The organism is Rhodococcus sp. 06-1474-1B (assembly GCF_002258885.1).
Lineage (GTDB): Bacteria > Actinomycetota > Actinomycetes > Mycobacteriales > Mycobacteriaceae > Rhodococcoides > Rhodococcoides fascians.
Window position 1 is genome coordinate 473,553 of record NZ_NOYR01000023.1, and the last position, 25,997, is coordinate 499,549.

Annotated in this window: 21 protein-coding genes; 6 read left to right on the plus strand and 15 right to left on the minus strand. The window is 65.2% G+C overall.

The features are described from left to right. Positions 1 to 14 precede the first annotated feature (14 nt). Positions 15 to 1,841, minus strand: coding sequence for a glutaminase A (gene glsA / locus CH266_RS12480; RefSeq protein WP_094643157.1), 1,827 nt, complete (start codon positions 1,839 to 1,841; stop codon positions 15 to 17). Positions 1,842 to 2,021: 180 nt separating this feature from the next. On the opposite strand from glsA, the gene dxs reads away from it, so the two are divergent. Then, entirely contained in the window at positions 2,022 to 3,902 is a 1,881-nt protein-coding gene (dxs, locus tag CH266_RS12485; RefSeq protein WP_027496908.1) for a 1-deoxy-D-xylulose-5-phosphate synthase, read from the plus strand. On the opposite strand, the gene CH266_RS12490 is transcribed toward dxs, so the two are convergent. The 8 genes from CH266_RS12490 to CH266_RS12525 form a co-directional block, all read right to left on the minus strand. Continuing rightward, positions 3,889 to 5,217 (minus strand): MFS transporter, encoded by a 1,329-nt coding sequence (locus tag CH266_RS12490; protein WP_094715365.1) that lies wholly within the window; start codon positions 5,215 to 5,217, stop codon positions 3,889 to 3,891. The genes dxs and CH266_RS12490 overlap by 14 nt on opposite strands. A 99-nt stretch (positions 5,218 to 5,316) precedes the next feature. Then, on the minus strand, positions 5,317 to 6,714 hold the full coding sequence (locus CH266_RS12495; RefSeq protein ID WP_032365061.1) for a sugar porter family MFS transporter: 1,398 nt from the start codon (positions 6,712 to 6,714) through the stop codon (positions 5,317 to 5,319). A gap of 157 nt (positions 6,715 to 6,871) precedes the next feature. Next, entirely contained in the window at positions 6,872 to 7,618 is a 747-nt protein-coding gene (locus CH266_RS12500; protein ID WP_094715366.1) for an SDR family oxidoreductase, read from the minus strand. A gap of 92 nt (positions 7,619 to 7,710) precedes the next feature. Beyond that, positions 7,711 to 8,571: an RNA polymerase sigma factor SigJ gene (sigJ, locus tag CH266_RS12505; RefSeq protein WP_094715367.1), complete on the minus strand. Its 861-nt coding sequence runs from the start codon at positions 8,569 to 8,571 to the stop codon at positions 7,711 to 7,713. A 97-nt stretch (positions 8,572 to 8,668) separates the two neighbouring features. Next, the gene (locus CH266_RS12510; protein WP_094715368.1) at positions 8,669 to 10,774 is read right to left on the minus strand and encodes a 3-hydroxyacyl-CoA dehydrogenase NAD-binding domain-containing protein; all 2,106 of its coding nucleotides are present in this window, start codon (positions 10,772 to 10,774) and stop codon (positions 8,669 to 8,671) included. Beyond that, a complete protein-coding gene (locus CH266_RS12515) occupies positions 10,771 to 11,997 on the minus strand; it encodes a thiolase family protein (RefSeq protein WP_094715369.1) in 1,227 nt (408 codons plus the stop codon). The genes CH266_RS12510 and CH266_RS12515 overlap by 4 nt, the downstream gene beginning before the upstream one ends. A 72-nt stretch (positions 11,998 to 12,069) precedes the next feature. Then, a complete protein-coding gene (locus tag CH266_RS12520; RefSeq protein ID WP_094715370.1) occupies positions 12,070 to 13,350 on the minus strand; it encodes an HRDC domain-containing protein in 1,281 nt (426 codons plus the stop codon). Between the two features lie 59 nt (positions 13,351 to 13,409). Continuing rightward, positions 13,410 to 14,009 (minus strand): DUF3000 domain-containing protein, encoded by a 600-nt coding sequence (locus CH266_RS12525; protein ID WP_027496917.1) that lies wholly within the window; start codon positions 14,007 to 14,009, stop codon positions 13,410 to 13,412. A 164-nt stretch (positions 14,010 to 14,173) separates the two neighbouring features. Between CH266_RS12525 and hemE the strand changes: the two genes are divergently transcribed. The 5 genes from hemE to CH266_RS12550 are packed head-to-tail and all read left to right on the plus strand — an operon-like array spanning position 14,174 to position 20,319. After that, entirely contained in the window at positions 14,174 to 15,247 is a 1,074-nt protein-coding gene (gene hemE, locus CH266_RS12530; protein WP_032370620.1) for a uroporphyrinogen decarboxylase, read from the plus strand. Beyond that, entirely contained in the window at positions 15,244 to 16,599 is a 1,356-nt protein-coding gene (locus CH266_RS12535) for a protoporphyrinogen oxidase (protein ID WP_094715372.1), read from the plus strand. The genes hemE and CH266_RS12535 overlap by 4 nt, the downstream gene beginning before the upstream one ends. 5 nt (positions 16,600 to 16,604) lie before the next feature. Next, positions 16,605 to 17,300 carry a hydrogen peroxide-dependent heme synthase gene (hemQ, locus tag CH266_RS12540; protein WP_094715373.1) on the plus strand — a complete coding sequence of 232 codons (696 nt, stop codon included), beginning with the start codon at positions 16,605 to 16,607 and terminating at the stop codon, positions 17,298 to 17,300. Then, positions 17,297 to 18,001 carry an HAD family hydrolase gene (locus CH266_RS12545; RefSeq protein WP_235580079.1) on the plus strand — a complete coding sequence of 235 codons (705 nt, stop codon included), beginning with the start codon at positions 17,297 to 17,299 and terminating at the stop codon, positions 17,999 to 18,001. The genes hemQ and CH266_RS12545 overlap by 4 nt, the downstream gene beginning before the upstream one ends. Beyond that, complete coding sequence (locus tag CH266_RS12550; protein WP_255175894.1) at positions 17,998 to 20,319, plus strand: molybdopterin-dependent oxidoreductase; 2,322 nt, start codon at positions 17,998 to 18,000, stop codon at positions 20,317 to 20,319. The genes CH266_RS12545 and CH266_RS12550 overlap by 4 nt, the downstream gene beginning before the upstream one ends. Here the strand turns inward: CH266_RS12550 and CH266_RS12555 are convergent. From CH266_RS12555 to CH266_RS12580, 6 genes are all read right to left on the minus strand, one after another. Beyond that, a complete protein-coding gene (locus CH266_RS12555) occupies positions 20,297 to 20,755 on the minus strand; it encodes a MaoC family dehydratase (protein ID WP_176457078.1) in 459 nt (152 codons plus the stop codon). The genes CH266_RS12550 and CH266_RS12555 overlap by 23 nt on opposite strands. 88 nt (positions 20,756 to 20,843) lie before the next feature. Beyond that, positions 20,844 to 21,656 (minus strand): polysaccharide pyruvyl transferase family protein, encoded by an 813-nt coding sequence (locus CH266_RS12560; protein ID WP_094715374.1) that lies wholly within the window; start codon positions 21,654 to 21,656, stop codon positions 20,844 to 20,846. 125 nt (positions 21,657 to 21,781) lie between these two features. Then, the gene (msrB, locus tag CH266_RS12565; protein ID WP_027496925.1) at positions 21,782 to 22,210 is read right to left on the minus strand and encodes a peptide-methionine (R)-S-oxide reductase MsrB; all 429 of its coding nucleotides are present in this window, start codon (positions 22,208 to 22,210) and stop codon (positions 21,782 to 21,784) included. 27 nt (positions 22,211 to 22,237) lie between these two features. Next, positions 22,238 to 23,515 carry a glycosyltransferase family 87 protein gene (locus tag CH266_RS12570; RefSeq protein WP_239536511.1) on the minus strand — a complete coding sequence of 426 codons (1,278 nt, stop codon included), beginning with the start codon at positions 23,513 to 23,515 and terminating at the stop codon, positions 22,238 to 22,240. Positions 23,516 to 23,562: 47 nt separating this feature from the next. Next, positions 23,563 to 25,137 (minus strand): alpha/beta fold hydrolase, encoded by a 1,575-nt coding sequence (locus CH266_RS12575; RefSeq protein WP_045841772.1) that lies wholly within the window; start codon positions 25,135 to 25,137, stop codon positions 23,563 to 23,565. Positions 25,138 to 25,185: 48 nt separating this feature from the next. Continuing rightward, entirely contained in the window at positions 25,186 to 25,971 is a 786-nt protein-coding gene (locus CH266_RS12580) for a pyrimidine reductase family protein (protein ID WP_032365069.1), read from the minus strand. Positions 25,972 to 25,997 lie beyond the last annotated feature (26 nt).

Genomic DNA, 25,997 nt, shown 5'->3' on the forward strand with positions numbered 1-25,997 from the left:
GTTCGACAGTCGGATCAGATGCCGATGTCGAACCGCCCGAGCGTCTTGACGACGGCCGCCATCTGGCCGTACGCGCCGCTGGCCAGATTTTCCAGTAGCGCCAGCTTCACTTCCGGGGCGTCCCGAGTCAGTGCCTCGAAATGCGATACCGACACGACCACCAGATCGACAGGGGTGTCGGCCACCATGTCCAGCAGGAACGGCACCGACATCAGCAGCGGCATCTCGCCGAAGCTCATCCCGGGGGAGAGCGTCGTGATGCGGTGTGTGCCCCCGTCTGCGGACACGGCCGTCGATGTCACTTCTCCGCGCAGAATCAAGAACAGACCCGCTGCAGGCGCACCACGGTGAACGATGACGTCGCCCCGTGCGTAGTGACGTTTCTCCAGATAAGGAGTCACCGAGTCGAATTGCTCGGTGGACAGACCGGCGAGCAACGGGTGCTCGGCCGGAGTGATCTCTGCCGGTTGCCGCGCGCCGGAGCAGTGCCGATCGAGCAGCAGGTTCTCTGCCCACTGGATGGCCGAGCTCAGACTCGAGTACACCCGGCCCGCCGGATCATTCGGGTCCAGGCTCGACGTCGTGTGGCCCATGATGGCTCTGGGATCCACCAGGCACACCACACAGCCGTGGTCGGCGAGATCGCGGCGTAGGTCCTCGAACATCGAACGGGCGATGTCGCTCACCTCGTCGACGCCACGAACGTCGATGACGAGTGCATCGAGATTCCGGTCGAGGTTGCCGATCTCGCGGACCGCTGTCTCGGCACCCGAGAACAGCAGGTCCCCGTGCAACTCGTAGACCCGCGCGCGGTCGCCGACTGCAGCGAGTGTGGCCTGTTCGATCTCGGATCGTCGTTTTCGCGACGGTGCCTCGGTGAGAACGTACCGACGTCGAATCGACGATTTCGCGGCCCGAGTGACGTGCAGAAAGTGCAATTCGAGTCTGGTGGAGAGTTCTCGGCAGGCAGCAACGCCGCGCACGCTGTTGCCGTGCGAATCGAGGCGGGGGGAGTAGACGGCGATGCCCATCTGCCCGGGAAGCACCGCCAGGATGCCGCCGCCGACCCCACTCTTGGCCGGCATACCCACCCGCGCCACCCAGTCGCCTGCGCCGTCGTACATGCCACAGGTCGTCATCACCGACAGCACGCGTTCGACCAGTGCGGGTGCCAGGGCGCGCTCCTTGGTGTGGGGATTGACTCCGTTGTTGGCCATCGTGGCGGCCATCATGGCCAGATCAGCCGCCGTGACGTCGATCGAGCACTGGCGGAAGTACAGGTCCACGGCGGCCTCCGGATCGTGGTCGATGATGCCGAAGGACCGCAGCATGTAGCCGATGGCGCGATTGCGGTGTCCGGTGCGCGCTTCGGATCGATACACCGCGTCGTTGAAGCTCAGAGACCTTCCTGCGTACCGGGAATACGACGCTCGGATGCGCTCGAATCGTTCCTCTGCGGTGCGGCCGCCGATGAGCGACGCGGACGTGATCGCACCCGCGTTGATCATCGGGTTTCGGGGCCGCTCGGTGACGGCGTCCAGGCTGATCTCGTTGAACGGCTCACCCGAGGGTTCGACGTCGATCTTGCCCGCGACGACGTCGAGGCCGCGGTCGGCCAGCGCGAGTGCATAGGTGAAGGGCTTGGAGATGGATTGGATGGTGAACGGCATCCTCGTGTCGCCGACTTCGTACACGTAGCCGTCGGTGGTCGTCAGGGCGATACCGAAGCCGTCCGGCGTCACGGCTGCGAGTTCGGGGATGTAGTCGGCAACCTGTCCCGACGCGTCGTCCCGGCACAGTTCGTGAACCCGGGTCAGGATGGCATCGACGACGTTGCTCATGGGCGACACTGTATGTCGGGTGTCCGTTTCGAGCGTATTCGAGGTTAGGGGCGACTGACCCCGGGCACCTGCCTACTCGACGGTAGTGTCGGCGAGACAATGCTGGACGGGGCGGCTGGGTGCAGCCACTCCGTAGACTGGTTTTTCGAATATGTTTTCCGGCCGGAGGGAGCGATCTCGTTGGGTGTCCTAGCGCGAATTCAGACGCCCGAGGACTTGCGCGACCTCGATAGTGCGGAGCTGGCCGAACTGGCTCGCGAGATCCGCGCCTTCCTGGTCGAGAAGGTATCGGCAACAGGGGGCCACCTCGGTCCCAATCTGGGAGTGGTGGAGCTGACTCTGGCGATCCACCGCACCTTCGACTCACCGCGTGATCCGGTCATCTTCGACACGGGCCACCAGGCCTACGTGCACAAGATGCTCACCGGACGCGCCGGAATGTTCGACACACTCCGCAAGCAGGGCGGGCTGTCCGGCTATCCGTCTCGGGTCGAGAGCGAACACGACTGGGTCGAGTCCTCGCACGCATCGGCATCCTTGTCGTATGCCGACGGGTTGGCCAAAGCGTTCGCCCTCAAGGGAGAGACCGACCGGCATGTCGTGGCTGTGGTCGGTGACGGCGCGCTGACCGGCGGTATGTGCTGGGAGGCGCTGAACAACATCGCAGCCGGCCGAGACCGGTCGCTGGTGATCGTCGTCAACGACAACGGCCGTTCGTACGCCCCGACCATCGGCGGGCTGGCCGATCACCTGGCAGCTCTGCGACTGCAGCCGGGATACGAGAAGATTCTCGACAACGGCCGCCGGATCGTGCGACGGATCCCCGTCGTCGGCCGCGCCGCCTACACGATGCTGCACGGCATGAAAGCCGGAGTGAAGGACGCCATCAGCCCGCAGGTCATGTTCACCGATCTCGGCATCAAGTACCTGGGCCCGGTGGACGGTCACGACCAGCACGCCATGGAATCGGCACTGCGCAGAGCCAAGGCGTACGGCGGCCCGGTCATCGTGCATGCGGTGACCCGCAAGGGCATGGGCTACATCCATGCCGAGAACGACGTGGCCGACCAGATGCACGCCACCGGCGTCATCGATCCTGCGACCGGCCTGGCCCGATCCAAATCGGCTCCGGATTGGACGTCGGTATTCTCGGCGGCGCTCATCGAGCAGGGCGAGCAGAACGAGGACGTCGTGGCCATCACCGCCGCAATGGCCGCGCCCACCGGGCTCGCGGCGTTCGGGGTGCGGTTTCCGGACCGAATGTTCGACGTGGGTATCGCCGAGCAGCATGCGATGACGTCGGCCGCCGGGCTTGCGCTCGGCGGCATGCATCCCGTGGTCGCCATCTACTCCACGTTCCTCAACCGCGCGTTCGATCAACTGCTGATGGACGTCGCCCTGTTGGGTCTTCCCGTCACCATCGTGTTGGATCGCGCGGGAGTCACCGGTGCCGACGGCGCGTCCCACAACGGCATGTGGGACATGTCTCTACTCGGCATCGTTCCGGGCATGAAGGTGGCAGCGCCACGAGACGCCGCCACTCTTCGAGAGGAGCTGGCCGAGGCGATCGCCACCTCGGACGGCCCTACGGCTCTTCGCTTCCCGAAGGGCGCGGTCACCGAGACGGTGCCTGCGGTGCGCAGGTTGGACGGAATACTCGACGTGCTGACCGAGCCGTCCGAGGCCACCGGCGACGTGCTGATCGTTGCCGTCGGGGTGTTCGGGTCGCTCGCCCTCGACGCAGCGAAAAAGCTGGAAGCAGAGGGTATTTCGGTTGCCGTCGTGGATCCACGCTGGGTGCTCCCGGTCCCGCAGTCGCTGCTCAAGATGGCCGAGGATTACCGGTTGGTCGTCACCGTCGAGGACAGCGGCCTGCACGGCGGGATAGGTTCGACGCTCTCGGCCGCGCTGCGCGGTGCCGGTGTCGACGTGCCCTGCCGCGATCTCGGTGTGCCGCAACGATTCCTGGACCACGCATCTCGGGAGCAACTGCACCACGAGTTCGGACTCACCTGCGAAACCGTGGTGCAGCAAGTTTCGCATTGGGTCAAGAGCCTCTGACGGCGTCGGCCGGCTCCGCCTCGCTTCCGACCACGACGCGGCGGCCGGCCACCGCACCTGCTGCAGCCATGGGGATCGTCACCACCAGAAGAAACACAATCGACGGTTCCCACCGCTGCGTCGCCGAATGAACGGCCCCGCACACCAGCGGACCGGTAGCAGCCAGCACGTATCCGACCGTCTGCGCCATGGAACTGAGCGACGCAGCATCACGGGCGTTCGCGGCCCGCAGGTTCATCAGCGTCAGCGCGAGCGACAACTGCCCGCCCTGGCCCAAACCGAGCAGTACCGCCCACACCAGGGACCAGGAATCGGCCGACGACACTATCCCGAGCAGGCCCACGCACGTCGGTAGCGTCACGGCGACCGCCAACGCGCTCTGATTCCCCAACCTTGTCGCGAGGCTCGGAACCGTCAATGCAGTCAGCACGCTGCTGACCGACAATGCCGTCAACAGCAGACCGGCATCACGCGCGTCCACCCCGCGGTCACGAAAGATCGTCGGTAACCACGCGATCATCGAATACGCCATCAGCGACTGCAAACCCATGAATGCCGTCAACGACCACGCCACGGGCGATGTCAGAACCCCCGTGCGACTCCCAGGAGCGTCGTCGGGGAGTGTCGCCGACCCGGCAACCGACCGCCCGCGCGACAGCGTTCGCCCGAAGATCGCCATACATCCGGCGGCCAACACGACCGGAATCGACCACAGCCCCAGAACAATCCGCCAACCACCGTCGAAGGCCTCGGCCAAGGGAACGGACACTCCCGACGCCACTCCCGCACTGGCACTGATCACAGCGGTCAACACCCCGGTCAACAACCCCAGTCGTCGCCCCGCCGCCGCATCGGGTTCACCTATCGAACTCCACTCTCTGCCCCTGGGTCGTTCCGACAGGCTCCACTCCCTGCCCCTGGGTCGTTCCGACAGGCTCCACTCCCGCACCACCAGACGGACGAAAACCGGACCCAACACATTCGCCACCGCGATACCCGCCGCCGCGACGAGAGTGCCGACCACGAGGATCGGCCACGACGGCACCGCGCGTACAGCTGTGCCGACGGCCACCAGGAACAGGCACACCACGAGAACGTGCGTGACCTGGGCGCGGCGCACGAAATAGCGTGCGGTGGCGGCGAATACACCGAGGCAGATCACCGGACCCGTGGTCAGCAACGCCATGGATGTCGAGTTCGCGGAGTAGAACTCGGCGATGTCGGAGGTGAGTGCCGACGTACTGCCGAACAGCAGGCGCAGGCTCAGTCCGAACACCACGACGGTGCCCACGGCGCATGCGATACGAAGCTTCATGTCCTACTTTCGACGGCAGATCGACCGACAGAGTGCACCCCCACCCTGCCTTATCGGTCGAGAGAACCGCGGACCCGCCGTCGTTCGGGCAACCTCGATTCAGACGCCCATCTCTTCGAGTTCCATCCCCTTGGTCTCGGTGATCTTGTATTTGACGAAGAAGAAGGAAAGGAGAGCGAACAGTGCGAAGAACGAGTAGATGAAGCCGAGTCCGATGGTGTCGGACAACGGCGGGAATGCCAATGTGATGGCGAAATTCGCTATCCAGTTCGCGGCGGTACTGATGCCCAACGCCACGGCACGCATTCGATTGGGGAACATCTCTCCGAGCATCACCCACATGATCGGTCCCCATGTTGCTGCGAAGAAGACCACGAACAGATTTGCGCCGACGAGCGCGACCGGGCCCCACGGCGACGGCAATTCCAGTTGGTCGCCGCTTCCGACGGCTTGCGTGAACGAGACTGCGGCCAGGACCAAACCGACGAACATGCCGATCGAGCCGATCATCAACAGATTTCGGCGACCGAATCGATCGACGAACAAGATTGCGACGAATGTCATCGATACATTGATGACGGACGTGATCACCGACGTGACGAACGATTGATTCTCGCTGAAGCCCACCGATTTCCACAGCGTCGTCGAGTAGTAGAAGATCGCGTTGATCCCGACGAATTGCTGCAGAATCGCCATCGTGATACCGACCCACACGATCGGCTGCAGACCGAATTTGGGTCCTCGGATATCGGCGAACGAGGATTTGGATTCTCGCCGGAGAGTCAGGCGAATTTCCCGGATGCGTTCGTCGGGGTTCACTTCGCCGGTGATGTCGCCCAGAATGCGCGCAGCTTCCTCGTCGAGGTGTTTACCCACCAGGTACCGAGGTGATTCTGGAATGAGTGTCGCGAGAAATCCGTAGACCAGTGCGGGCGCGACGCCGACCAGGAACATCCACCGCCACGCTTCGAGGCCGAACCACAGATCGTTCGACGGTCCGCCTGCCGCGTTCTGAAGAACCGCATCCGAGAGCAGCGCGGCAAAGATTCCGACGGTGATTGCCAATTGCTGCAGCGATGCCAATCCACCGCGATAGCGAGCCGGTGCTATCTCCGAGATGTACGCGGGCGCGATCACCGACGCAATTCCGATACCCAGCCCGCCGAGGACCCTCCACAACATCAGATCGGGGACGCTGAAGGCGAACCCGGACCCCACCGAGGAAATGGTGAACAGCGCAGAGCCCAGCAGCATCACCTTCTTGCGGCCCCAACTGTCGGCCAGGCGACCGGCGAACCAGGCTCCGACCGCACACCCGAGTAGCGCGATTGCGACCGCGAACCCCGTGACGAACGACGACAGAGCGAAATTTTCCTGGATCGAGTCGACTGCACCGTTGACGACGGACGAATCGAATCCGAACAGAAACCCGCCGACAGCGGCGGCGATGGTGACTCCGATGACCTTTGCGGTGTGCCGATCGGTCGATTGCGTCATGGCATGAACCAGCTTTCGGGTGAACAGCGTCCATGGTGGTCATCGCCATCTTCGTCCTCGCACACACGGAATGGGAGCGAAATCGCCTCGATATTCGTGGCGTGCAGCAATCCAAGTGCCGAAATAGGTGAATTGTCCGATATTCCGAAGATGCGACTCAGTGCGACTGGGCGACCACCCATTCCTCGAAGCTCTGCCGGCCGTGGTCCGCATCGGGTGTCGGCACCAACGTTCCGTCTCGCATCGCGCGACCGTATGCGCTGGGAATTGGGACCTCGAGCACCACGCCGCGGGCACCGATGGCACGTGCATAGCGCCGCACCATCTCGGCCATGCGTTCTTCACGTGGTCCACCGAGGTCGGCAACCCGACCTGCCGGGGACCGCTCCGCGAGGTCGATCAGTCGTTCGGCGACCTCGCGGGCGGCGATCGGTTGCGAGACCATCTTCGGGACGATGCTCACCGGACCGAACGACGCGCGTGCACGGATCTGAGCGGCGAATTCGTGGAATTGAGTGGCTCGCAGGATCGTCCACGGCACCGACCCGGACCGAATCATGTTCTCCTGCTGGACTTTTCCGGCGTAGTACGAGCGCGGAGCTTTGTCTATCCCCACGATGGACAGCGCCACATGGTGGGCGACTCCAGCCTCGATCTCGGCCGCCAGCAGGTTGCGGGTGACGGCGGAGAAGAACGCCGTCGATTCCTTCGCCGAGACCGTTTGTGTCGACGCGACATCGACGGCGGCGTCGACGCCGGCCAGAGCGTCGGACAGGCCGGTCCCGTCGACGAGGTCGACACCGGCCGACCGCGACAGCACGACGACCTCGTGCCCACGCTCACGCGCCACGTCGACGACATGCGTTCCGACGGTTCCTGTTCCACCGGCTACGGCGATCTTCATCGTGTGTCCACCTGTCCTGTTCGGAGTCGATCGGCTCGAGAAGTTCGGGCCTCACCTGCACTGACGACGTAGCCCACGAGAATGTATGGCCGTCACGACCAGTGTCGAAGTTTCTCCGGGTTGAGCACGATCCACACGTCGGTGACCACAGCGGAATCGGTGCGGAAACCGATCACACCGGTGACCACACCGTGTCGGCGAAGGACTATCCCGGTCAGGCCGTTGACCGATTCGATCGACCGGTCGAGGTCGGTGGACTTGACGGTGATACCCAGAACGAAGCGGGCGACCCGATCGGCCCCGCGAACCGGGTTGCGGGCCGCCGACACCCGTCCGCCGCCGTCACTGACGAGGGTGATGTCGGGGGCGAGCAGTGCGACGAGCGCATCGAGATCTCCGCCGGCGGCGGCAGCCACGAAAGCGCGGACGACGCGGTCGTGGGTGTTGGGTGCGCTCGGGCCGCGGCGATCGTCGTGCACCCGTCGCCGGGCGGCCGAGGCCAGTTGGCGGCAGGCGGCGGGGGTCCGACCGAGAACGTTCGCGATGTCGTCGAATGGAACCGCGAATGCATCGTGCAGCACGAACGCGACACGTTCTGCCGGGCTCAGTGACTCCAGAACGACGAGCAACGCCAGGCCGACGGACTCATGGAGGGCGACTCGGTCGGCCGGGTCCGATGTGCCGTCGTCGCCGGTCGCAAGGGCTCGGACGGGTTCGGGAAGCCATTGCCCCACATAGTGTTCCCGGCGTACGCGGGCGGATCCGAGCAGGTCCAGACAGATGCGGCCGACGACGCGGGTGAGCCACGCACGGGGGACGTCGATGGCGTCACGTTCGGCGTCGGTGAGTCGGTACCAGCGGAGCAGCGCTTCCGATGCTGCGTCCTCGGCGTCGCTGTAGGAACCCAGCATTCGATAGGCGATGCCGATCAACCGACTGCGTTCGCTGTTCATCGGATCAGACCTTATCCCGACACGAAAAAACCGAGTTCGAGGTTATGGACGAAAATCCGGAGAAATCTGTCCATAACCTCGAACTCGCCGGGTAGAGCTAGACGCTGGCCACACCGGGCGCGAGGAAGCGCTGACCGGTCGCGGCCTCGGACGCTCCGCTGCGATCCAGGTACGGAGTGATACCGCCGTTCCAGAATCCGAAGCCTCCGCCCAGCAGCAGGCAGAGATCGATGTCCTCGGCTGCTGCCACGACCCCTTCGTCGAGCATGATCTTGATCTCGTCGGCGAAAGCGTTACGGGTTCGCTCGAGAACCTGTTCCGCCGTCGACGGTGAATCACCCTGCGGCCACAGTGCGGCCACCTCAGGGTCGACGACCTGGCCCTCGGGTCCGTAGGTCCACACACCCGGCTTCTTCGCCTCGACGAGTGCACGGAATCCGGCGGAGTCCTTGAATCGCTCCGGGTACGCCTCGGCCAGTGTTTCCGCGGTGTGCAGAGCGACGGCCGGTCCGACGAGTGCCAGCAACGTCAGCGGGCTCATCGGCATGCCGAGTTCGCCCACAGCGCCGTCTGCCACATCGAACGGGGTGCCCTCGTCGATCGCGCTGATGATCTCGTTGGACGCGCGAGTAACGAGACGGTTGAAGACGAATCCGGGGAGATCCGCCGACAACACGGCCGACTTCTTCAGTGTCTTCGCCGTCGCGAATGCTGTTGCGAGAGTGGCATCGTCGGTCTTCTCGCCCTTGACGACCTCGAGCAGCGGAAGTACGGCCACGGGATTGAAGAAGTGGAAGCCCACCACGCGCTCGGGGTGCTTCAGGTCGGCCGCCATCTTCGTAATCGACAACGACGAGGTGTTGGTCGCGAGAATCGTCTCGGCAGAGACGAATTCCTCGACCTCGGCGAACACCTTCTTCTTGACGTCCAGGTTCTCGAAGACTGCCTCGATAACGAAGTCGGTGTTCGCGAATGCGGACTTGTCGATCGATCCGGACACCAACGCCTTCAAGCGATTTGCGGCGTCGGGGGACAGGCGCTTCTTGCCGAGCAGCTTGTCGATCTCGCTGTGAACGTAGCCGACGCCCTTGTCGATGCGCTCCTGATCGATGTCGGTGAGAATCACCGGCACCTTCAGCTGGCGCACGAACAGCAACGCGAGCTGGCTGGCCATCAGACCGGCACCGACGATGCCGACACCGGAGATCTTGCGGGCGAGCGACTTGTCGGGCGCACCGGCGGGACGCTTCGCGCGCTTCTGAACCAAGTCGAAGGCGTACAAACCGGCACGCAACTCGTCCTTGACCAACAGCGTCGACAGCGCGTCGTCCTCGGCCGCGAAGGCCTTGTCGAGAGACGCGGAATCGGTGATGTCGGTGTTCTTGGCCAGCTCGAGCAGGTCGACGGCAGCGACCGGTCCCGGTGCGAAATTGCCGGTCTTGCCGGCCACGATGCCCCTGGCGCGGGCGATGGCGTCGTCCCAGGCCTGCCCGCGGTCGATCTCGGGACGAGCAGGGGTGATCTCGCCCTTGATGACCTGAGCGGCCCACGCGAGAGACTGCTCGAGGAAGTCGGCTCCGCCGAAGAGGGCGTCGGCGATGCCGAGGTCGAGTGCCTGCTTCGGCTTGAGGACGCGGTTCTGGTTCAGTGCGTTCTCGATGACGACGGTGACGGCGTTCGAGGCACCGATGATGTTGGGCAGCAACTGAGTTCCGCCCCATCCCGGTACCAGGCCGAGGAAGGCCTCGGGCAGGCCGAGCGCGGCAGCGTTCTCCGCGACGGTGCGGTAGTGCGAGTGCAGTCCCACTTCGAGGCCACCGCCGAGTGCGGCACCGTTGATGAAGGCGAACGTGGGAACCGTCGACTCGCGCAGGCGGCGGAAGACCTTGTGGCCGAGCTGCCCGATCTGCAGCGCCTCGTCCTTGGTCTTGATGTTCGGCACACCGTTGAGGTCGGCACCGACGGCGAATATGAACGGCTTGCCGGTGACGGCGATGGCGACCGGGTTCGCTGCGAATGCCTCGTCGAGTGCGGCGTCGAATTTGGCGAGTCCGCCGGGACCGAAGGTCGACGGCTTGGTGTGATCGAAGCCGTTGTCCAGGGTCACCAGTGCGATGGAGCCGTCGAGCCCCGGTACGGACACGATCTTGGTGAACGCGTTCGTGACTACCTCGTCCTCGAACGCCGTCGTGATGTCACTCATGCCTTGGCTCCTGAGTAGTCAGCGTGGTTGGGGTTCTCCCAGATGACGGTGCCGCCCATGCCGAGACCGATGCACATGGTCGTCAGGCCGTAGCGGACGTCGGGTTGCTGGGCGAACTGACGGCTGAGCTGCGTCATCAGGCGGACGCCCGAGGAAGCGAGGGGGTGGCCACACGCGATGGCACCGCCCCACTGGTTGACGCGGGAGTCGTCGTCGGCGATGCCATAGTGCTCGAGGAAGGCGAGAACCTGGATGGCGAAGGCCTCGTTGATCTCGAACAGACCGATGTCGTCGATGCTCAATCCTGTTCGGCCGAGCAGCTTTTCGGTGGCAGGAACCGGGCCGATGCCCATGACGGCGGGATCGACGCCGGCGAAGCTGAAGCCGACCATCCGCATCCCGATGTTCAGGCCGAGCTCGTGCGCGGTGTCCTCACCGGCGAGGATCGCCGCGGTGGCGCCGTCGTTGAGTCCCGCGGCATTGCCTGCGGTGACGCGACCTGCGGGCCGGAACGGCGTCTTGAGCTTGGCGAGGTCTTCGACGGTGGTGCCGGGACGAGGTGGCTCGTCTTCGGTGGCCAGACCCCATCCTGCGGCGGATTTCGTGGCGACCGGAACGAGAGTGTCGGCGATGTAGCCGGCTTTCTTGGCGGCGTCGTACTTGTTCTGGCTCGCGACGGCGTAGGCGTCGGTGCGGTCCTTGGTGATGCTCGGGAACCGGTCGTGCAGGTTCTCGGCGGTGTTGCCCATCACCAGTGCACTGGGATCGACGAGCTTGTCGGCGAGGAAGCGCGGGTTGGGGTCGACACCCTCACCCATCGGGTGGCGGCCCATGTGCTCGACTCCGCCTGCGATGACGACGTCGTACTGGCCGAATCCGATTCCCGATCCGGTGGTGGTCACCGAAGTCATCGCACCCGCGCACATGCGGTCGATCGCAAATCCCGGGACGCTGCGGGGGAGCCCGGCCAGGAGAGCGGAGGTCCGGCCGATGGTCAGGCCCTGATCGCCGGTCTGTGTGGTCGCAGCGATCGCGACCTCGTCGATGCGCTCGGGAGGAAGATTGGGGTTCTTGCGGAGAAGCTCGCGTATTGCTTTGACGACGAGGTCGTCTGCGCGAGTGTCGGCGTACATGCCCTTGGGGCCTGCTTTGCCGAACGGGGTACGGATGCCGTCGACGAAGACAACATTCCTCTGTGAGCTGGTGGACGGGGGTACAGACACGCTTTTCGATCCTCCCGACAGATGCGGACGACTCGTCCGGGTGCCCGGACGCGCCACCCACTGTAGCGGGTATTACCCGTCGGTAACTTGGGAAGGGTGCAGTGCCTTCGTCAGAACCGGCACCACCAGCGAGCGTTGCCACGGCCGAGCCCCGCCCTCGGTCAACCGAGCGTCGATCATCTCTCCTGGGTCGACGCCGTCGTCGTCGGGAGTCTGCCAATCCCATACGAGTCGCCGAAGTAGATCCGGCATCAGCAGGTTCTCGACCGGTACCGACACCGATTCACTCAGCTCGGTCATCGCCGCTCGCACATCGGCCAGTCGGGACGCTGCGTCCGGATCGCGGCGGGCCCACCGGTTGACCGGGGGCGGCCCGTCGAACGATGCCGCCATCGACGGCAACTCCGCGGTGGGCAGCGCCCGTGCTCGGGTCAGGGCCGAGGCCCACAACCGAGAGGACCGACGCTGACGGGGGCCGCCGAAGACCGGTAGCTGTTCGAGTTCGCGTGAGGACTTCGGATCGGCCGTCGCCGCGGCGACGATCGCCGAGTCGGGCAGGACCCGGCTGGGCGCGACGTCGCGCTTGGCCGCCAATTCGTCTCGGGTGGTCCACAATTCGCGGACGGCAGCCAACGTTCGTGGTGACTTGATCGCATGGATTCCCGATGTCCGACGCCATCTGTCGGTTTTCGGTTTGGGCGGCCCCAGGGCGAGGATGTGGGCGAACTCCTGTGCTGCCCACTCGGTTTTGCCCTGTGCCTCGAGTTCGGTGGCCATCGCGTCTCGCAGCTCGAGCAGAACTTCGACGTCGAGGGCGGCGTAGTTGAGCCAGGTGTCGGGGAGGGGTCGGGTGGACCAGTCGGCCGCGCCGTGCCCCTTCTGTAGGGCCAGGCCGAGGGTTCGCTCGACTATCGCACCGAGGCCGACGCGGTCGAATCCGGCCAAGCGGCCGGCGAGTTCGGTGTCGTACAGCGTGGCGGGGACGAGCCCCAGTTCGGCGAGACCGGGCAGGTCCTGGTCCGCGGAGTGCAGTACCCATTCGAGCGGGTTGATGACCTCGGCCAGGGGTGCGAGGTCGCCGGTGACGGGTATGGGGTCGAGCAACACGGTGCCTGCGCCGCGGCGGCGGAACTGCACGAGGTACGCACGTTGGGAGTAGCGGAAGCCGGACGCGCGCTCGGCGTCGACGGCGAGGGGCCCGTGGCCTGCGGCAAGTGCCTCTGCGGCTGCGCGAACGGCATCGACGGTGTCGACGACGTCGGGAACCCCGTCAGCGGGGGCCAACAACGGAACGGCGACAGGCTCGTCCGCTTCTACATCCGACGCGGCGTCCGGGGAACTCTCGGCTGACATGAGATGTGACTCTAGGCCCTGGGGCCGAACGGACCGGCAACTATGTACGACTGGAACTGCTATGTCCGACTGGAACTGCGCTGACCGAGGGTGGTGATGCCCGCGGGCGGTAGGCCCGCGGCGTAGGCGAGCACCTCGCAGAACGCCTCGACGTGAGTCGAGAGATCCTCCGACGTCGCCGTCCAGGACGCGCGAAGTTCGAGTTGGTGAGCCTTCGGCGGGCCGGCGATGTCGCCGTACCGAACCGAGCTGGTCGAGGTGACCGTGCCGCCGAGCGCGTTCAACGGTTCCGATCGCGATTCGAGGGCGTCGACCAGCCAACTCCAGCCGACCTCGGGGAGCAGCGGATCGTCGGCGAGGGACTCGTCCACGTCGGCCTGGATGTACGCGACCAGGCGGTGAGTGCCGTTCCAGGCCTCGGCACCGTCGGGGTCGTACAACAGGATCAGACGGCCGAACGCGTCGCCGTCGCTCTGTTCGTCGATCTGCTCGGAGTCGGCGTGCTTGACCTCGGCACCGATCGCATAGCTGTACGGAGCGAGTCTCTGCGGCGGCCGAATCGGACCGATTTCGATTGCCGGGTGTACCTGCGCCCGATGCATCGCGTCGATGGCGGCGCGGAAAGGCGCAGGTTCGGCGTCAGATCGGTGCTCGGTCACGTCACCGGACGTTAGACGCGTCACGTTGCCCTGCGATGGAGGCGCGCCGAGCCGTGATCGAACTGCGCCGAGCGTCCGTCGAACGATCCGAGTGTCCTGAACTGCGATGAGTGTCTCGCCCTCGAGGGTAGCGGCGGTTCTCGCACGTGGCAGCATGGACGGTGATGAACGCCGAATCGCACACCGCAGCCCCCGCCCGACGAGAACTTCCGGAGGCGCCGTTTCTGGCCGCGATCGACGGTCGACCGACGTCGAGGCGGCCGGTGTGGTTCATGCGTCAGGCCGGCAGGTCCCTTCCGGAATACCGCAAGATCCGTGCAGGCATCGGGATGTTGGACTCGTGCTTCCGGCCCGATCTGGTCGCCGAGATCACCCTGCAGCCCGTACGTCGTCACGACGTCGACGCAGCGATCCTCTTCTCCGACATCGTGGTTCCGCTCAAAGCCGCGGGCATCGATCTCGACATCGTCGCCGGTACCGGACCGGTGGTTGCGCATCCGGTGTGTTCGGCTGCGGACGTCGCGGCTCTGCCCGTCCTCACCTCCGACCAGGTGCAGCCGGTGGCCGACGCCGTCCGCATTCTCACTCGTGAGCTGGGAACCACCCCGCTGATCGGATTTGCCGGCGCACCCTTCACCCTTGCGTCGTACCTGGTCGAGGGTGGTCCGAGCCGCAATCACGAGAAGACCAAAGCTCTGATGCGGTCCGATCCGGCCACGTGGCACGCCTTGCTCGACGCATTGGCCTCCACCACGATCACCTTTCTGCAGGCCCAGCTGGCTGCGGGCGTCGACGCCGTTCAGGTGTTCGACTCCTGGGCGGGTGCACTCTCGCTCGCCGATTACCGCGAGTACGTATTGCCGCACTCGACACGAGTGTTCGACGCCGTGTCCTCGGCCGGCGTCCCGAAGATCCACTTCGGGGTCGGCACCGGAGAACTCCTCGGTGCCATGGGCGAGGCCGGTGCCGACGTGGTCGGGGTCGACTGGCGGATTCCGCTCGACGACGCGGTGCATCGGGTGGGCCACGGCAAGGCTCTGCAGGGCAATCTCGATCCCGCAGTGCTGTTCGCGGGCTGGGACGCAGTCGAGGTCGAGGTGCGACGCATTGCCGCCGAGGCGGATCGTGCGATCGCGGCCGGTGCCCGCGGCCACGTGTTCAATCTCGGCCACGGCGTACTTCCCGATACCGATCCCGACATCCTGACTCGCGTCGTCTCGTTGGTGCATTCGTTGTGACCGTCCGGCGTTACGCCGTCGTCGGCGGCGGAATTTCCGGCCTCGTCGCGGCGTATCGCCTGCGACAGGCGTGCGGGCCCGACGCAGAAATCACCGTGGTCGAGGCATCGTCCCGGGTGGGCGGCACCCTGCGCACCACCTCGGTCGGCGAACAGTCGCTCGATGTCGGTGCCGAGGCATTCATCGGTCGCCGCCCGGAGGTGCCCGCCCTGCTTGCGGAACTGGGGCTCACCGAACAGCTCGTGCACCCGTCGACGGTGCGACCGCTCGTCTTCTCCGGTGGACGCACTCATCCACTACCGGTGGGCACCCTGATGGGTATCCCGTCGTCGGCGGAGTCCGTCCGAGAGCTGGTCGATCCGTCCGAGCTGCACATCATCGACACCGAGACCGAGCGGCCGTTTCGATGGGTCCGGGGCTCCGATGCCAGCGTGGCCGATCTCGTGGGCACACGTTTCGGGAACCAGGTGGTGAGCCGTTCGGTCGATCCACTGCTCGGCGGGGTCTACTCCGGTTCGGCGAGCTCCATCGGTGTCCGTGCTGCGCTGCCGACGCTGGCCGCTGCGTTGGACAACGGCGCGGCGAACCTGACCGAGGCTGTGCTGAAGGCACTCCCGACTCCGTCCCCGGGGCCGGTGTTCGGTGGACTCCGGGACGGCTACGCGGTGCTGCTCGATGCCTTGGTTACAGCCACCGACGCTCGCGTTCTGCGCGAGACGAGCGTCGGCGAGATCCGCCGTGAGTCGGGCGGCTGGTTCGTCGATCGGGTGGGTGTGGTCGACGGGGTCGTGCTGGCGGTACCGGCACCGATACTGGCCGATCTCATCGCAGACCTCGCACCGGACGCGTCGCGCGCGGCCCGTGAGATCGAACTGGCGTCGTCGACGGTCGTGGCCATGGCGTTTCCGACGTCGACCGAGCTGCCGCAGAATTCGGGAATTCTGGTGGCGACGGACGCGGGGCTGGACGTGAAGGCGTTCACGCTGTCCAGTCGAAAGTGGCCGCACCTGGCCCAGCGTGACGCGGTACTGCTGCGAGCCTCGCTCGGGCGTTTCGGCGACGACACTGCCGCGCAGCGATCCGACGAGGACACGATCGACGTTGCGCTCGCCGACCTGGCCACGGTCGCGGGTATCGACACCAGGCCGCTGGCAGTGACCGTCCAGCGGTGGCCGGGCGGATTGCCGCAGTACGCTCCCGGACACCTCGACCGCGTCGCCGCCATCGAATCCGGAGTGTCCGAACTCGCCGGGCTCGCCGTGACCGGAGCGTGGCAGCGCGGCGTCGGGGTACCGGCCTGTATTGCGTCCGCCACCACCGCTGCCGCCCGTCTGGTCGAGGTGGCACGATAGGGGCCATGGCACGCCTCGATTACTCAGCGCTCAATTCGACTCTTCGGTACTTGATGTTCTCGGTCTACAAGGTCGCACCCGGGGTTCTGGGCGACGACCGCGCGGCCGCTGCGAAGGAAGCCCGGGCATTCTTCGAGGGCCGTGAGGACAAGGGTGTCGTCGTGCGCGGGGTCTACGACATCGCCGGCATGCGGGCCGATGCCGACTTCATGGTGTGGACGCACGCCGAGCGCGTCGAGGACCTGCAGGCGACGTACTCCGACTTCCGGCGCACCACCGCGCTGGGCAAGGCGAGCACGCCAGTATGGAGCAACACTGCTCTGCACCGCCCCGCCGAGTTCAACAAGAGCCACGTGCCTGCGTTCATCGCGGGCGAGGATCCGGGCGCGTACATCTGCGTGTACCCGTTCGTCCGCTCGATCGACTGGTACCTGCTGCCCGACGAGGAACGTCGGACGATGCTCGCCGATCACGGGAAGGCAGCACGCGACTACAAGGACGTGCGCGCCAACACCGTCCCCTCGTTCGCGCTCGGTGACTACGAGTGGATCCTGGCTTTCGAAGCCCCGGAGCTCGACCGCATCGTGGACCTGATGCGCGATCTCCGGGCCACCGAGGCACGCCGACACGTGCGCGAGGAGACGCCGTTCTTCACCGGCCCTCGGGTCGAGGTGGACGCGCTCGTCGAATCACTACCGTGACGGGGACGGACACACCCATCGTCGACGCCGTTCTCTTCGACTTCTCCGGCACACTCTTCCGACTGGAAGAGGAGCCGTCGTGGTTCGACGGTGTGCACGATGCCGACGGCGTTCCGGTCGACGGAGCCGGAGCCGCCGAGCTCATGCGACGCATGACCGCTCCGGTCGGCGAGACCGTCGAGTTCGACGACGCCACTCGGCACGCATGGCGTCATCGCGATCTGGATCCGGCCCTGCATCGGCAGGCGTATCTGCACGTTCTGGCGCAGTCCGGCATCACCGCCGAGGCACAGGCCGAATCGGTGTACGGACGAGTCATCGACGCCGACTCCTGGACGCCCTATCCCGACACGGAAGCGGCACTGTCGACATTGGCGGGACGGTCGATTCGCGTCGGGGTGCTGAGCAACATTGCCTTCGACATCCGTCCGGCGTTCACTGCCCGGGGCCTGGACCGGTACGTCGACGAATTCGTGCTCTCGTTCGAGGTCGGGCACGTCAAACCGCAACCGGAGATCTTCCGACATGCGGTGGCCGCTCTCGGCGTCGAGCCCGCGCGGACGCTGATGGTGGGCGACAGCGCCGAGGCCGACGGCGCGGCACAGGAGATCGGGTGCAGTTTCGCACTCGTCGATCCGGCGCCGACGGCCGAGCGTCCCGACGCACTGCTGGCAGCGTTGAGCGCGTTCGGGATTCGATGACCGGAGCGACCGGCGTCCAGCACATGGGCCACTGGGGGATGTTCCGCGCCGACTCGGACGGACGTGACGTCACCGCGATTCATCCTCAGGTGACGGACAGCAATCCTTCCCCGGTGCTGGGCAACCTCGTCGGCTCGGTGACCCATCGATCCCGCGTCACCTCGCCTGCGGTACGCAGGGGCTGGCTCGAGAACGGTCCCGGCCCCACCGACAGGCGCGGTAGCGAGGAGTTCGTCGACGTCTCGTGGGACGAGCTCACCGACCTGTTGTCGCGCGAGTTGCGCCGCGTGGTGGACACATTCGGCAACAACGCCATCTACGGCGGGTCGTACGGTTGGGCCAGTGCCGGCCGCTTTCATCATGCGCAGAGTCAGGTACACCGCTTCCTGAACTGCATCGGCGGCTACACGCGATCCGTGCACAGCTATTCGCTCGGTGCGACCGGCGTCATCATGCCGCACGTGCTCGGCGCGCACTGGAAGATGTTCTCCCGCTCCACATCCTGGTCCGTGATCGCCGAACACACCGAACTGCTGGTGGCGTTCGGCGGAGTTCCGGTGAAGAACACCGGCATCAATCACGGTGGTACGTCGGATCATCCGACCGTCGGTTCGCTCGACGCGATGCGCGCCCGCGGCGGGCAGATCGTCACCGTCGGTCCATTGCGCAACGACATGTCGGGCGAGGCGCGGTGGATCGCCCCACGACCCGGAACCGACGTGGCGATGATGCTGGCTCTGGCATACGTCCTGGCCGACGAAAAACTGCACGACACAGCGTTTCTGGAGAAATACTGCGAGGGTTACCCCGAGTTCGAGCGCTACCTTCTCGGTGTCTCGGACGACACTCCCAAGACCCCGCAGTGGGCGTCGGAGATCTGCGGTATCGAGCCGTCCGTAATCGCAGAGCTGGCACGGGACATGGCGTCGAAACGCACGATGGTGACCGTCACGTGGTCCCTGCAACGTACGCAGCACGGTGAACAGGCTCCGTGGATGGGCATCACGTTGGCAGCGATGTTGGGCGAAATCGGCGTGCCCGGTGGGGGATTCGGACACGGATACGGCTCGATGAACGAGCCCGGCCTCGCTCCTGTGCCCTATCCGTTGCCGACACTGCCGCAGGGAATCAATCCGGTGGCCGATCTGATCCCGGTCGCAGCTGTCTCGGACATGCTGCTCAACCCAGGGCACGAATTCGACTACGACGGCCGACGTTTGGTCTATCCCGACATCAAAGTGGTCTATTGGGCGGGCGGCAACCCGTTTCATCACCACCAGGATCTGGGACGATTGCGCCGGGCACTCGGCAGGCCCGATACCGTCGTCGTCCACGATCCCTACTGGACGCCGATGGCCAAGCACGCAGACGTCGTAGTCCCGTCGACCACATCGCTGGAACGGTCGGATCTGAGCTGCACACGCAACGATCCACTGCTCGTGGCCATGGCGCCGGCTGCCGAGCGATTCGCCGATTCGCGCGACGATTACGACACTTTCGCGGAACTCGCTATGAAACTCGGTGTGGGGCAGCAGTTCACCGAGGGGCGCACGTCACAGCAATGGCTCGAGCACATGCACGGGCAGTGGCGCGAGTATCTGCGGGCCGACGGCGTGCAGACCCCGGAATTCGACGACTTCACGCGTGAGGGTTCGTTCCGGATGAAGACCGAGGACGAGTTGACGTTTCTGGAGGATTTTCGCCAGGACCCGATCGGCAACGCGCTGCGGACACCGAGCGGCAAGATCGAAATCTTCTCGGCGACGGTCGCGGGGTTCGATTACGACGACTGCCGAGGGCATCCGATGTGGTTCGAGCCGCAGGAGTGGCTCGGCGGGGCGCGGGCCGAGCAGTTTCCTCTGCACTTGATCGCCAACCAGCCGCGCACCAGGCTGCACAGTCAGCTCGATCACGGTGCGGTGAGCCGGAATTCGAAGGTTCAGGGCCGAGAGCCGATTCGAATGCATCCGTGTGCGGCGGAGGCCAGGGGAGTGTCGGACGGCGATGTGGTGCGAGTGTTCAACGACCGCGGTTCGTGCCTGGCCGGTGTGGTCGTCGACGACGCGATGCTCGAAGCGGTAGTTCAGTTGTCGACCGGGGCCTGGTACGACCCGCTCGATCCGGCTGATCCCGATTCGATGTGCAAGCACGGCAGCGTGAACGTTCTCACCGCCGACGTCGGGTCGTCGTCGCTCTCGCGAGGGTGCACCGGGCAGCACGTGCTGGTGGAGATCGAACGCTACGACGCGCCGCTGCCGCCGATCACTGCGTTCGATCCACCGGTGACACGATCGGTCAGAACACCACCCGCGAGATGATCTCGGCAACCAAGGCCGGCTTGGCCTCGCCTTCGATCTCGAGCGTTGCGGTCGTCACGATCTGCAACGCTCCGCCCGACGCGTCCTCGACAGAGGTGAGGGTGGTCCGCAACCGGACATGGGATCCGACCTTGACAGGGTTGATGAAGCGAACTTTGTTGGAGCCGTAGTTGATTCCGAGTTTGGTGTTCTCGATGGTGTAGATCTGCCAGTTCAGCATCGACACGAGCGACAGACTCAGGAATCCGTGGGCGATCGGCGCGCCGAACGGGCTCTCTTTTTTCGCTCGTTCGACGTCGACGTGGATCCACTGGTGGTCGCCGGTGGCGTCGGCAAAGGTGTTCACCCGTTCCTGGGTGATCTGGAGCCAGTCGCTGGTTCCCAGTTCTTCGCCGACGGCCGCCTTGATCTGCTCTGGTGAGGTGAAAGTGCGCATGCTCACAGTATGCACCGTCGCAATAGGGCGCTCGAAAGCGATCATGTGGGAGCGAATGATGACCGGCTCGAGTGTCGGCCTGTCGAATTCAGGCTGTGTAGGGCGGAGCGAAAGGAAAGGCTCCGATCAGTTTGTTCTGAATTTCTTTCAGATTCGGGACCGGCCGATATTCGTGCTGTAGCTGCGCGATTCGATCGTGATCTCGCGCAAGGTCCGACGAATGCTGGACAGCTTCTCGGTCGAAAGCAGAGTAATAATCGTCGAATTTGTATCCGTTGCCGCCTATGTCTTGCGGCAGCTTTATCCATGCGTTGGGGATGCCGTACGAGTCTGCGACGATCAACCCGTGCAGACTCGTGGACATCACGAAGTCACATGCAGTGATGTCGGCGATGACCTTGGCCGGCTTTCTGGACGGGTCGATCAACGTGACGCTCTTGTCTCGCGCAAGCGAGCGCACTACGGGATCCTTCTTGTGCACCCAGTGGTAGACGAGGCCGATCCGGCCGGGTACCCGTGGGGAGCGTGCATAGACTTTGTTCGCCAGCAGCCCGGGGTCCCCGACCGCGACTTCGCGCTCGGACTTGATGCGTCCCAGCGACAGCTGTCCGCGAACCGCGTAGAAGTCGAAATCGGGGTAGCTGAAGTCTCGTTCGTGGGCGGCGTCACTGAGCATGAAACCCGAGCCCCAGACCTTGAGACCCTTCCGGGCCTGCATGAGCTGGACCATTTCCAGGGTGGAACCTGCCCCGATCATGTCGCAGCTCTTCGCGCGACGCCAGGAACACTTCTGCCCGAACAATGTTCCGACCAGTCCCGGCGTCAATTCGTCACCGAAATTGGGTGTGACGCCGGTGATTTTCACCTGGCGCCACCAGAAGGTCTTGATCGACGTGGCCACAACCCCAAAGCTACCCTAACGATCGGGTCAAGCAGAGGTAATCTCCGGAGTTCGCGGCTCGGTTTCGACGCATCCTCAGCGCAGGTTCGCCGAGTGCGCGGCGATCCCCGGGATGTCCGGACCGATCAGGATGCAGGCTTGAGCACCAGAGAAATCGAGTTGATGCAGTACCGCTGGTCGGTCGGGGTGGGGTAGCCCTCGCCCTCGAAGACGTGGCCGAGGTGGCTGTGGCAGTTGCGGCAAACGACCTCGACGCGGCGCATGCCGAGAGTGGTGTCCTCTTTCAGAATGACGGCGTCGCTGTCGGCCGGGTCGAAGAAAGACGGCCATCCGCAATGCGATTCGAACTTCTCGGTGCTGCGGAACAGTTCGGCTCCGCAGGCGCGGCACTCGTAGATGCCTTCGGTGGTGGTGTCGGTGTATTCGCCGACGCCCGGGCGCTCGGTACCGGCCTGACGCAGAACCGCGTACTCCTCGGGTGTCAGCTTCTCCCGCCACTGCGCGTCGGTGAGCTGGACGGCCGGAGCGGCATTGTTGTCTGTTGCTGAACTCATGCTGACACGCTAATACGATTTGCCGGGTTATGCCGTTTTCGCTGGTGACGCGGTCGGTAACAGGTAGCTGGGCTCGATTCCCTCGTCGAGCCGTCCCTCTGATCTCGCGGCGAACCAGCGTCCGACGAGCACTCCGAAGATCACGACGATCAGCAGCGCCCAACCGAAGGTGGTGCGGAGATAGTCGAGGGCCCGTCCGGTTTCGATCCACCGTCCGGACAACCAACGATCGGCGTTCATGAACCCGTAGATCGCGAGCCAGGCCGGCCAGTTCCGGAGTAGCGAGTTCCTGAGCACGACCGTCATGAGCAACGGGAACAGCATCATCGAGTAGTACATCTGGCCCAGTGAGCCCAGCAGCCAGTGCGCGGTGAGGATCAGGCCGGAGGTGGTGGCGAAGAAGAACAGTCGATCTTCTCGGCAGTACCGGTAGAGCAACCACAGCGAGACCAACACCATGATGCCCAGGACGGCGCGGATGCCGAGGGTCAGGAACTCGGGCACTCCGTAGTAACGGCCGTTGCCGACGACAGCGCTGTTGAAGTAGTCACGCGTCTGCAGCAGGTACGGCAGCGTCCGATCGATGAAATTCATGGGATCGACGGACAACGGCCAGGCGATGGCCATCATCACCACCGGGATGGCAATCGAGGTGATGAACACCTTCCACTGTCTCGTCATCAGGGGGAGCAGCAGCAGTGGTGCGAGCATCGGCTTGATCGCCAGGGTCAAGCCCATCGCGACACCGGCGGACAAATCCTTGCGCTGCAACAGGAATCCGAGAAACGCCACTTCGCCGAGGAGTACGAAACCGTTGAAGTTGGTGAACACCAGTGTGTTCGTCACCGTCTCGCTGACGAAGGCAGCCAGGAGCAGGGCGGGTGCAGCCACCGAGTCCAACCGGAAGCCGAAGATGCGCAGCAGGATGTACAGCGCGACGAGGATGGCCACGGTGCTGGCAAGGATGAACAGCCAGCGAGAGCGCTCCGGGTCGATGATGGCGATGGGGGAGAGCAGCATCGTCGCGCTCGGCTGGTACAGGTAATGAGGATCGACCGAATCGAAGTTCGCGGTGTACACCGGCTGCCGGTTGAGGAACGCGAGAGCTGCGTTGTACACCGGGTTGAAGTCATTGGTGACATCGCCGTTGACCGCCCTGATCACCACCCGATGCACGACGGTCATGATGGCGATCGGCCAGAGCGCGTACTTGATTACTTCGGCGGTGGTCCGCCCGGTACGCGGCTCCAGAAAGCTAAGTGACACCCGCGAACGGTACCCGAGACGGTCGGTGCGCCCGTTCAGGACACCCCGCGGGGCCCGTGTCTTTCGCGACCCTCCGAGGAGTCGAGTCAGGCCGGACAGACGGTGCCGTCGGTCGGAAGCGTCGTGTCTCGGGCGTATGTGACAGCAGCACTCTGCAGGCACTGCGACCCGCCGATGCTCGGATGCCCGCTGCCCTGCCAGGCGGCCGACGCGACGGCGGCACCGGTCGCACCGATCAGGCCGGTGACCGAGGACAGGCCGCCGTTGCCGACGATCGGGTCGCCGGCGTTGGACAGAACCAGGACCGGAACGTCCAGCGAGGTGGGCAGTGGGACGGAGGGAGCTGTCGGCCAGGACGAGCACAGCAATGCCGTCAAGGCAGCATCGGTTCCGTAGATCGGGTAGCGGTCGGTCCACCCCGGCGCCAGGTCGCGGACGCCCTGCGGAGATGGCCACTGCTGCCCGTCCGTGCAGCGGGCGACGAACTGGCCGTCGGTGCTGTACGCCGCCCGGCCTCGTTCGGCGAGCGCTGCGAGCGCTGTCGTGTCGGAGGCGGCGGCAGCGGAGAGCGTCGAGGACAGATCTCTCGCCCGCGTCGACGCGTCTCCCGCGGTCGAAGCCAGGGCAAAGGTGATCGCGTCGAGAATTTCGTGTGTGGACAGCGGTGCGAATTCGCCGCCGGCGGCGCGCTTGATCAACTGTGCCACTGCGGCCGTCGGGTCACTTCCGAGCGAGCAGTTCAGCGCGACGCAACGCTGTGCGAAGGCAGCGAACGCCGCTTCCTTGCCCTGAGTTCGCTGCTCGGCGAGCGTTGCCTGGTCGGCGTTGACGCCCGTCGGCGAATCGAGGATCAGGCGCGCGACGTTGTCGGGAAACTTCGCGGCGTAGGCCATGGCGGTGAGAGAACCGTTTCCCGCTCCGATCAGGCCGATCCGGTCCACGCCCCACAACTGTCGAAGCCGATCGAGATCGTCCGCGGCGTACCCGGTGCCGAAGGCGAGCTCCTGCGGCTGCAGGGTGTCGGTGCATTCGATGGTGGCGTCTCGTCCGGCGTCGACCGCGCGGTCGACGGAGTCCGAGTCGGATCTGGAGAACTGTCCCAGGGCATCGACGGCAGCCTTGGTAGGCGCCTGGGGTGTGTCGTCGATGCAGTCCACGGCCGTCGAGCGTCCGATGCCGCGGCGATCCACGGCAACGATCGGATGTGCCTCGAGCAGCGTGGCGAGTGGGCCGGCGGCCATCGTGGCCAAGGTTGCGATGGACGAACGATCCGAACCGGACGTGAACACCAGGGGCCCGGCATCGACGGGTGTCCGGTCGAGCGTGGCCCGAAGCGCCCCGACGGCGAAGGTGCCGAACATCTGACCGCTGGCGTCGACATCGGCCTCGTACTCACCGCATTCGAGCGTCAGGCCCGGCGTGGTGGCGGTGAGCCCGAACATTCCGAGGGTGGCCGAGGTGCACTCGGACCAATCGAGGTCGGTGGTCGGAACAGCGAGTGCAGCCGGTTCGGGCGGGGTTTCGGGCGACGACTCGGCGGGCTGACCGGGCGAGCGCTGCTCCACCGCCACTTCGGGACGGATCGACGGGCCGCCTCCACAGGCCGCGCAGACCGTGGCGACGAGGAGTACTGCGGCGAGCAACGAACGTTTCTGCGTCACGGTGCGAGGCTATCTACTTTTGCTTCGCTGCCGCGCCCGCGTCTCTCGTCACGGCCGCACCCAGCGGGTCAACAGCGTGCCGTCGGTGTCGCCGAGCACGAGTGCGCGCTGCATGGACGTATCGGCGGCGTGTGCGGCATGGGCGATGCGGCCGGCAGGCCCACTGATCACCTTCGGTGAGATCGTCAGGCACACGTCGTCCGCCGCCCCGTCGGTCACCAGCTGACCGAACAGTCCTGGTCCGCCCTCGCACAGCACGCGACCGAACCCGAGCTGGGACAGAGACTCGACAATGTCGGTGGTCGACACCGATTCGCCGGACACCTCGAGCACCGTCGCCCCGGCCGTCCGGAGTTCGCCTACCGCAGAGCGGTCCGCCGCGGCGGACGTGAGCACCACCGGCATCACCGCTGTGTCCGTCAGTAGGCGAGACCGCGCATCGATGGAGCCGGAGGCGGTGACGACCACGATGGTCGGCACCGATTCCTGACCGTTCGCCTGCCGGCGAGAGATGACATCGGGAGACAGGGCGACCCCGCCGTAGTTCTCTCCGCGCACGGTGCCGGCGCCGACGAGCACCGCATCGCACAGCTCACGCAGGATGCCGAACAACCGGGTGTCTGCCGGGGTGCCCAATCCGGCCGAGGCACCGTCGGAGGTGACGGACCCGTCGATACTGGAGACGAAATTGGTACGGATCCACGGTCGGCCCACATCGGTCGGGTAGGCATACAGCGATCGCAGACCGTCGTCGTCCACTTCCGTTCCGATGGCGGGGAGCGCTGCGGCGGCCTGCTCCGATGTGAAGTAGGTCCCAATATCGAGAAGCTGCATGAGTCACATGAGACCACGTCGTTACG

Bases quoted from the DNA above. Each gene is read 5' to 3' on its own strand.
- glsA (WP_094643157.1), bottom strand. From the start codon at position 1,841: ATGAGCAACGTCGTCGATGCCATCCTGACCCGGGTTCACGAACTGTGC.
- CH266_RS12490 (WP_094715365.1), bottom strand. From the start codon at position 5,217: ATGAAGCTTCGTATCGCATGCGCCGTGGGCACCGTCGTGGTGTTCGGA.
- CH266_RS12495 (WP_032365061.1), bottom strand. From the start codon at position 6,714: ATGACGCAATCGACCGATCGGCACACCGCAAAGGTCATCGGAGTCACC.
- CH266_RS12500 (WP_094715366.1), bottom strand. From the start codon at position 7,618: ATGAAGATCGCCGTAGCCGGTGGAACAGGAACCGTCGGAACGCATGTC.
- sigJ (WP_094715367.1), bottom strand. From the start codon at position 8,571: ATGAACAGCGAACGCAGTCGGTTGATCGGCATCGCCTATCGAATGCTG.
- CH266_RS12510 (WP_094715368.1), bottom strand. From the start codon at position 10,774: ATGAGTGACATCACGACGGCGTTCGAGGACGAGGTAGTCACGAACGCG.
- CH266_RS12520 (WP_094715370.1), bottom strand. From the start codon at position 13,350: ATGTCAGCCGAGAGTTCCCCGGACGCCGCGTCGGATGTAGAAGCGGAC.
- hemE (WP_032370620.1), top strand. From the start codon at position 14,174: ATGAACGCCGAATCGCACACCGCAGCCCCCGCCCGACGAGAACTTCCG.
- hemQ (WP_094715373.1), top strand. From the start codon at position 16,605: ATGGCACGCCTCGATTACTCAGCGCTCAATTCGACTCTTCGGTACTTG.
- CH266_RS12550 (WP_255175894.1), top strand. From the start codon at position 17,998: ATGACCGGAGCGACCGGCGTCCAGCACATGGGCCACTGGGGGATGTTC.
- CH266_RS12555 (WP_176457078.1), bottom strand. From the start codon at position 20,755: ATGCGCACTTTCACCTCACCAGAGCAGATCAAGGCGGCCGTCGGCGAA.
- msrB (WP_027496925.1), bottom strand. From the start codon at position 22,210: ATGAGTTCAGCAACAGACAACAATGCCGCTCCGGCCGTCCAGCTCACC.
- CH266_RS12580 (WP_032365069.1), bottom strand. From the start codon at position 25,971: ATGCAGCTTCTCGATATTGGGACCTACTTCACATCGGAGCAGGCCGCC.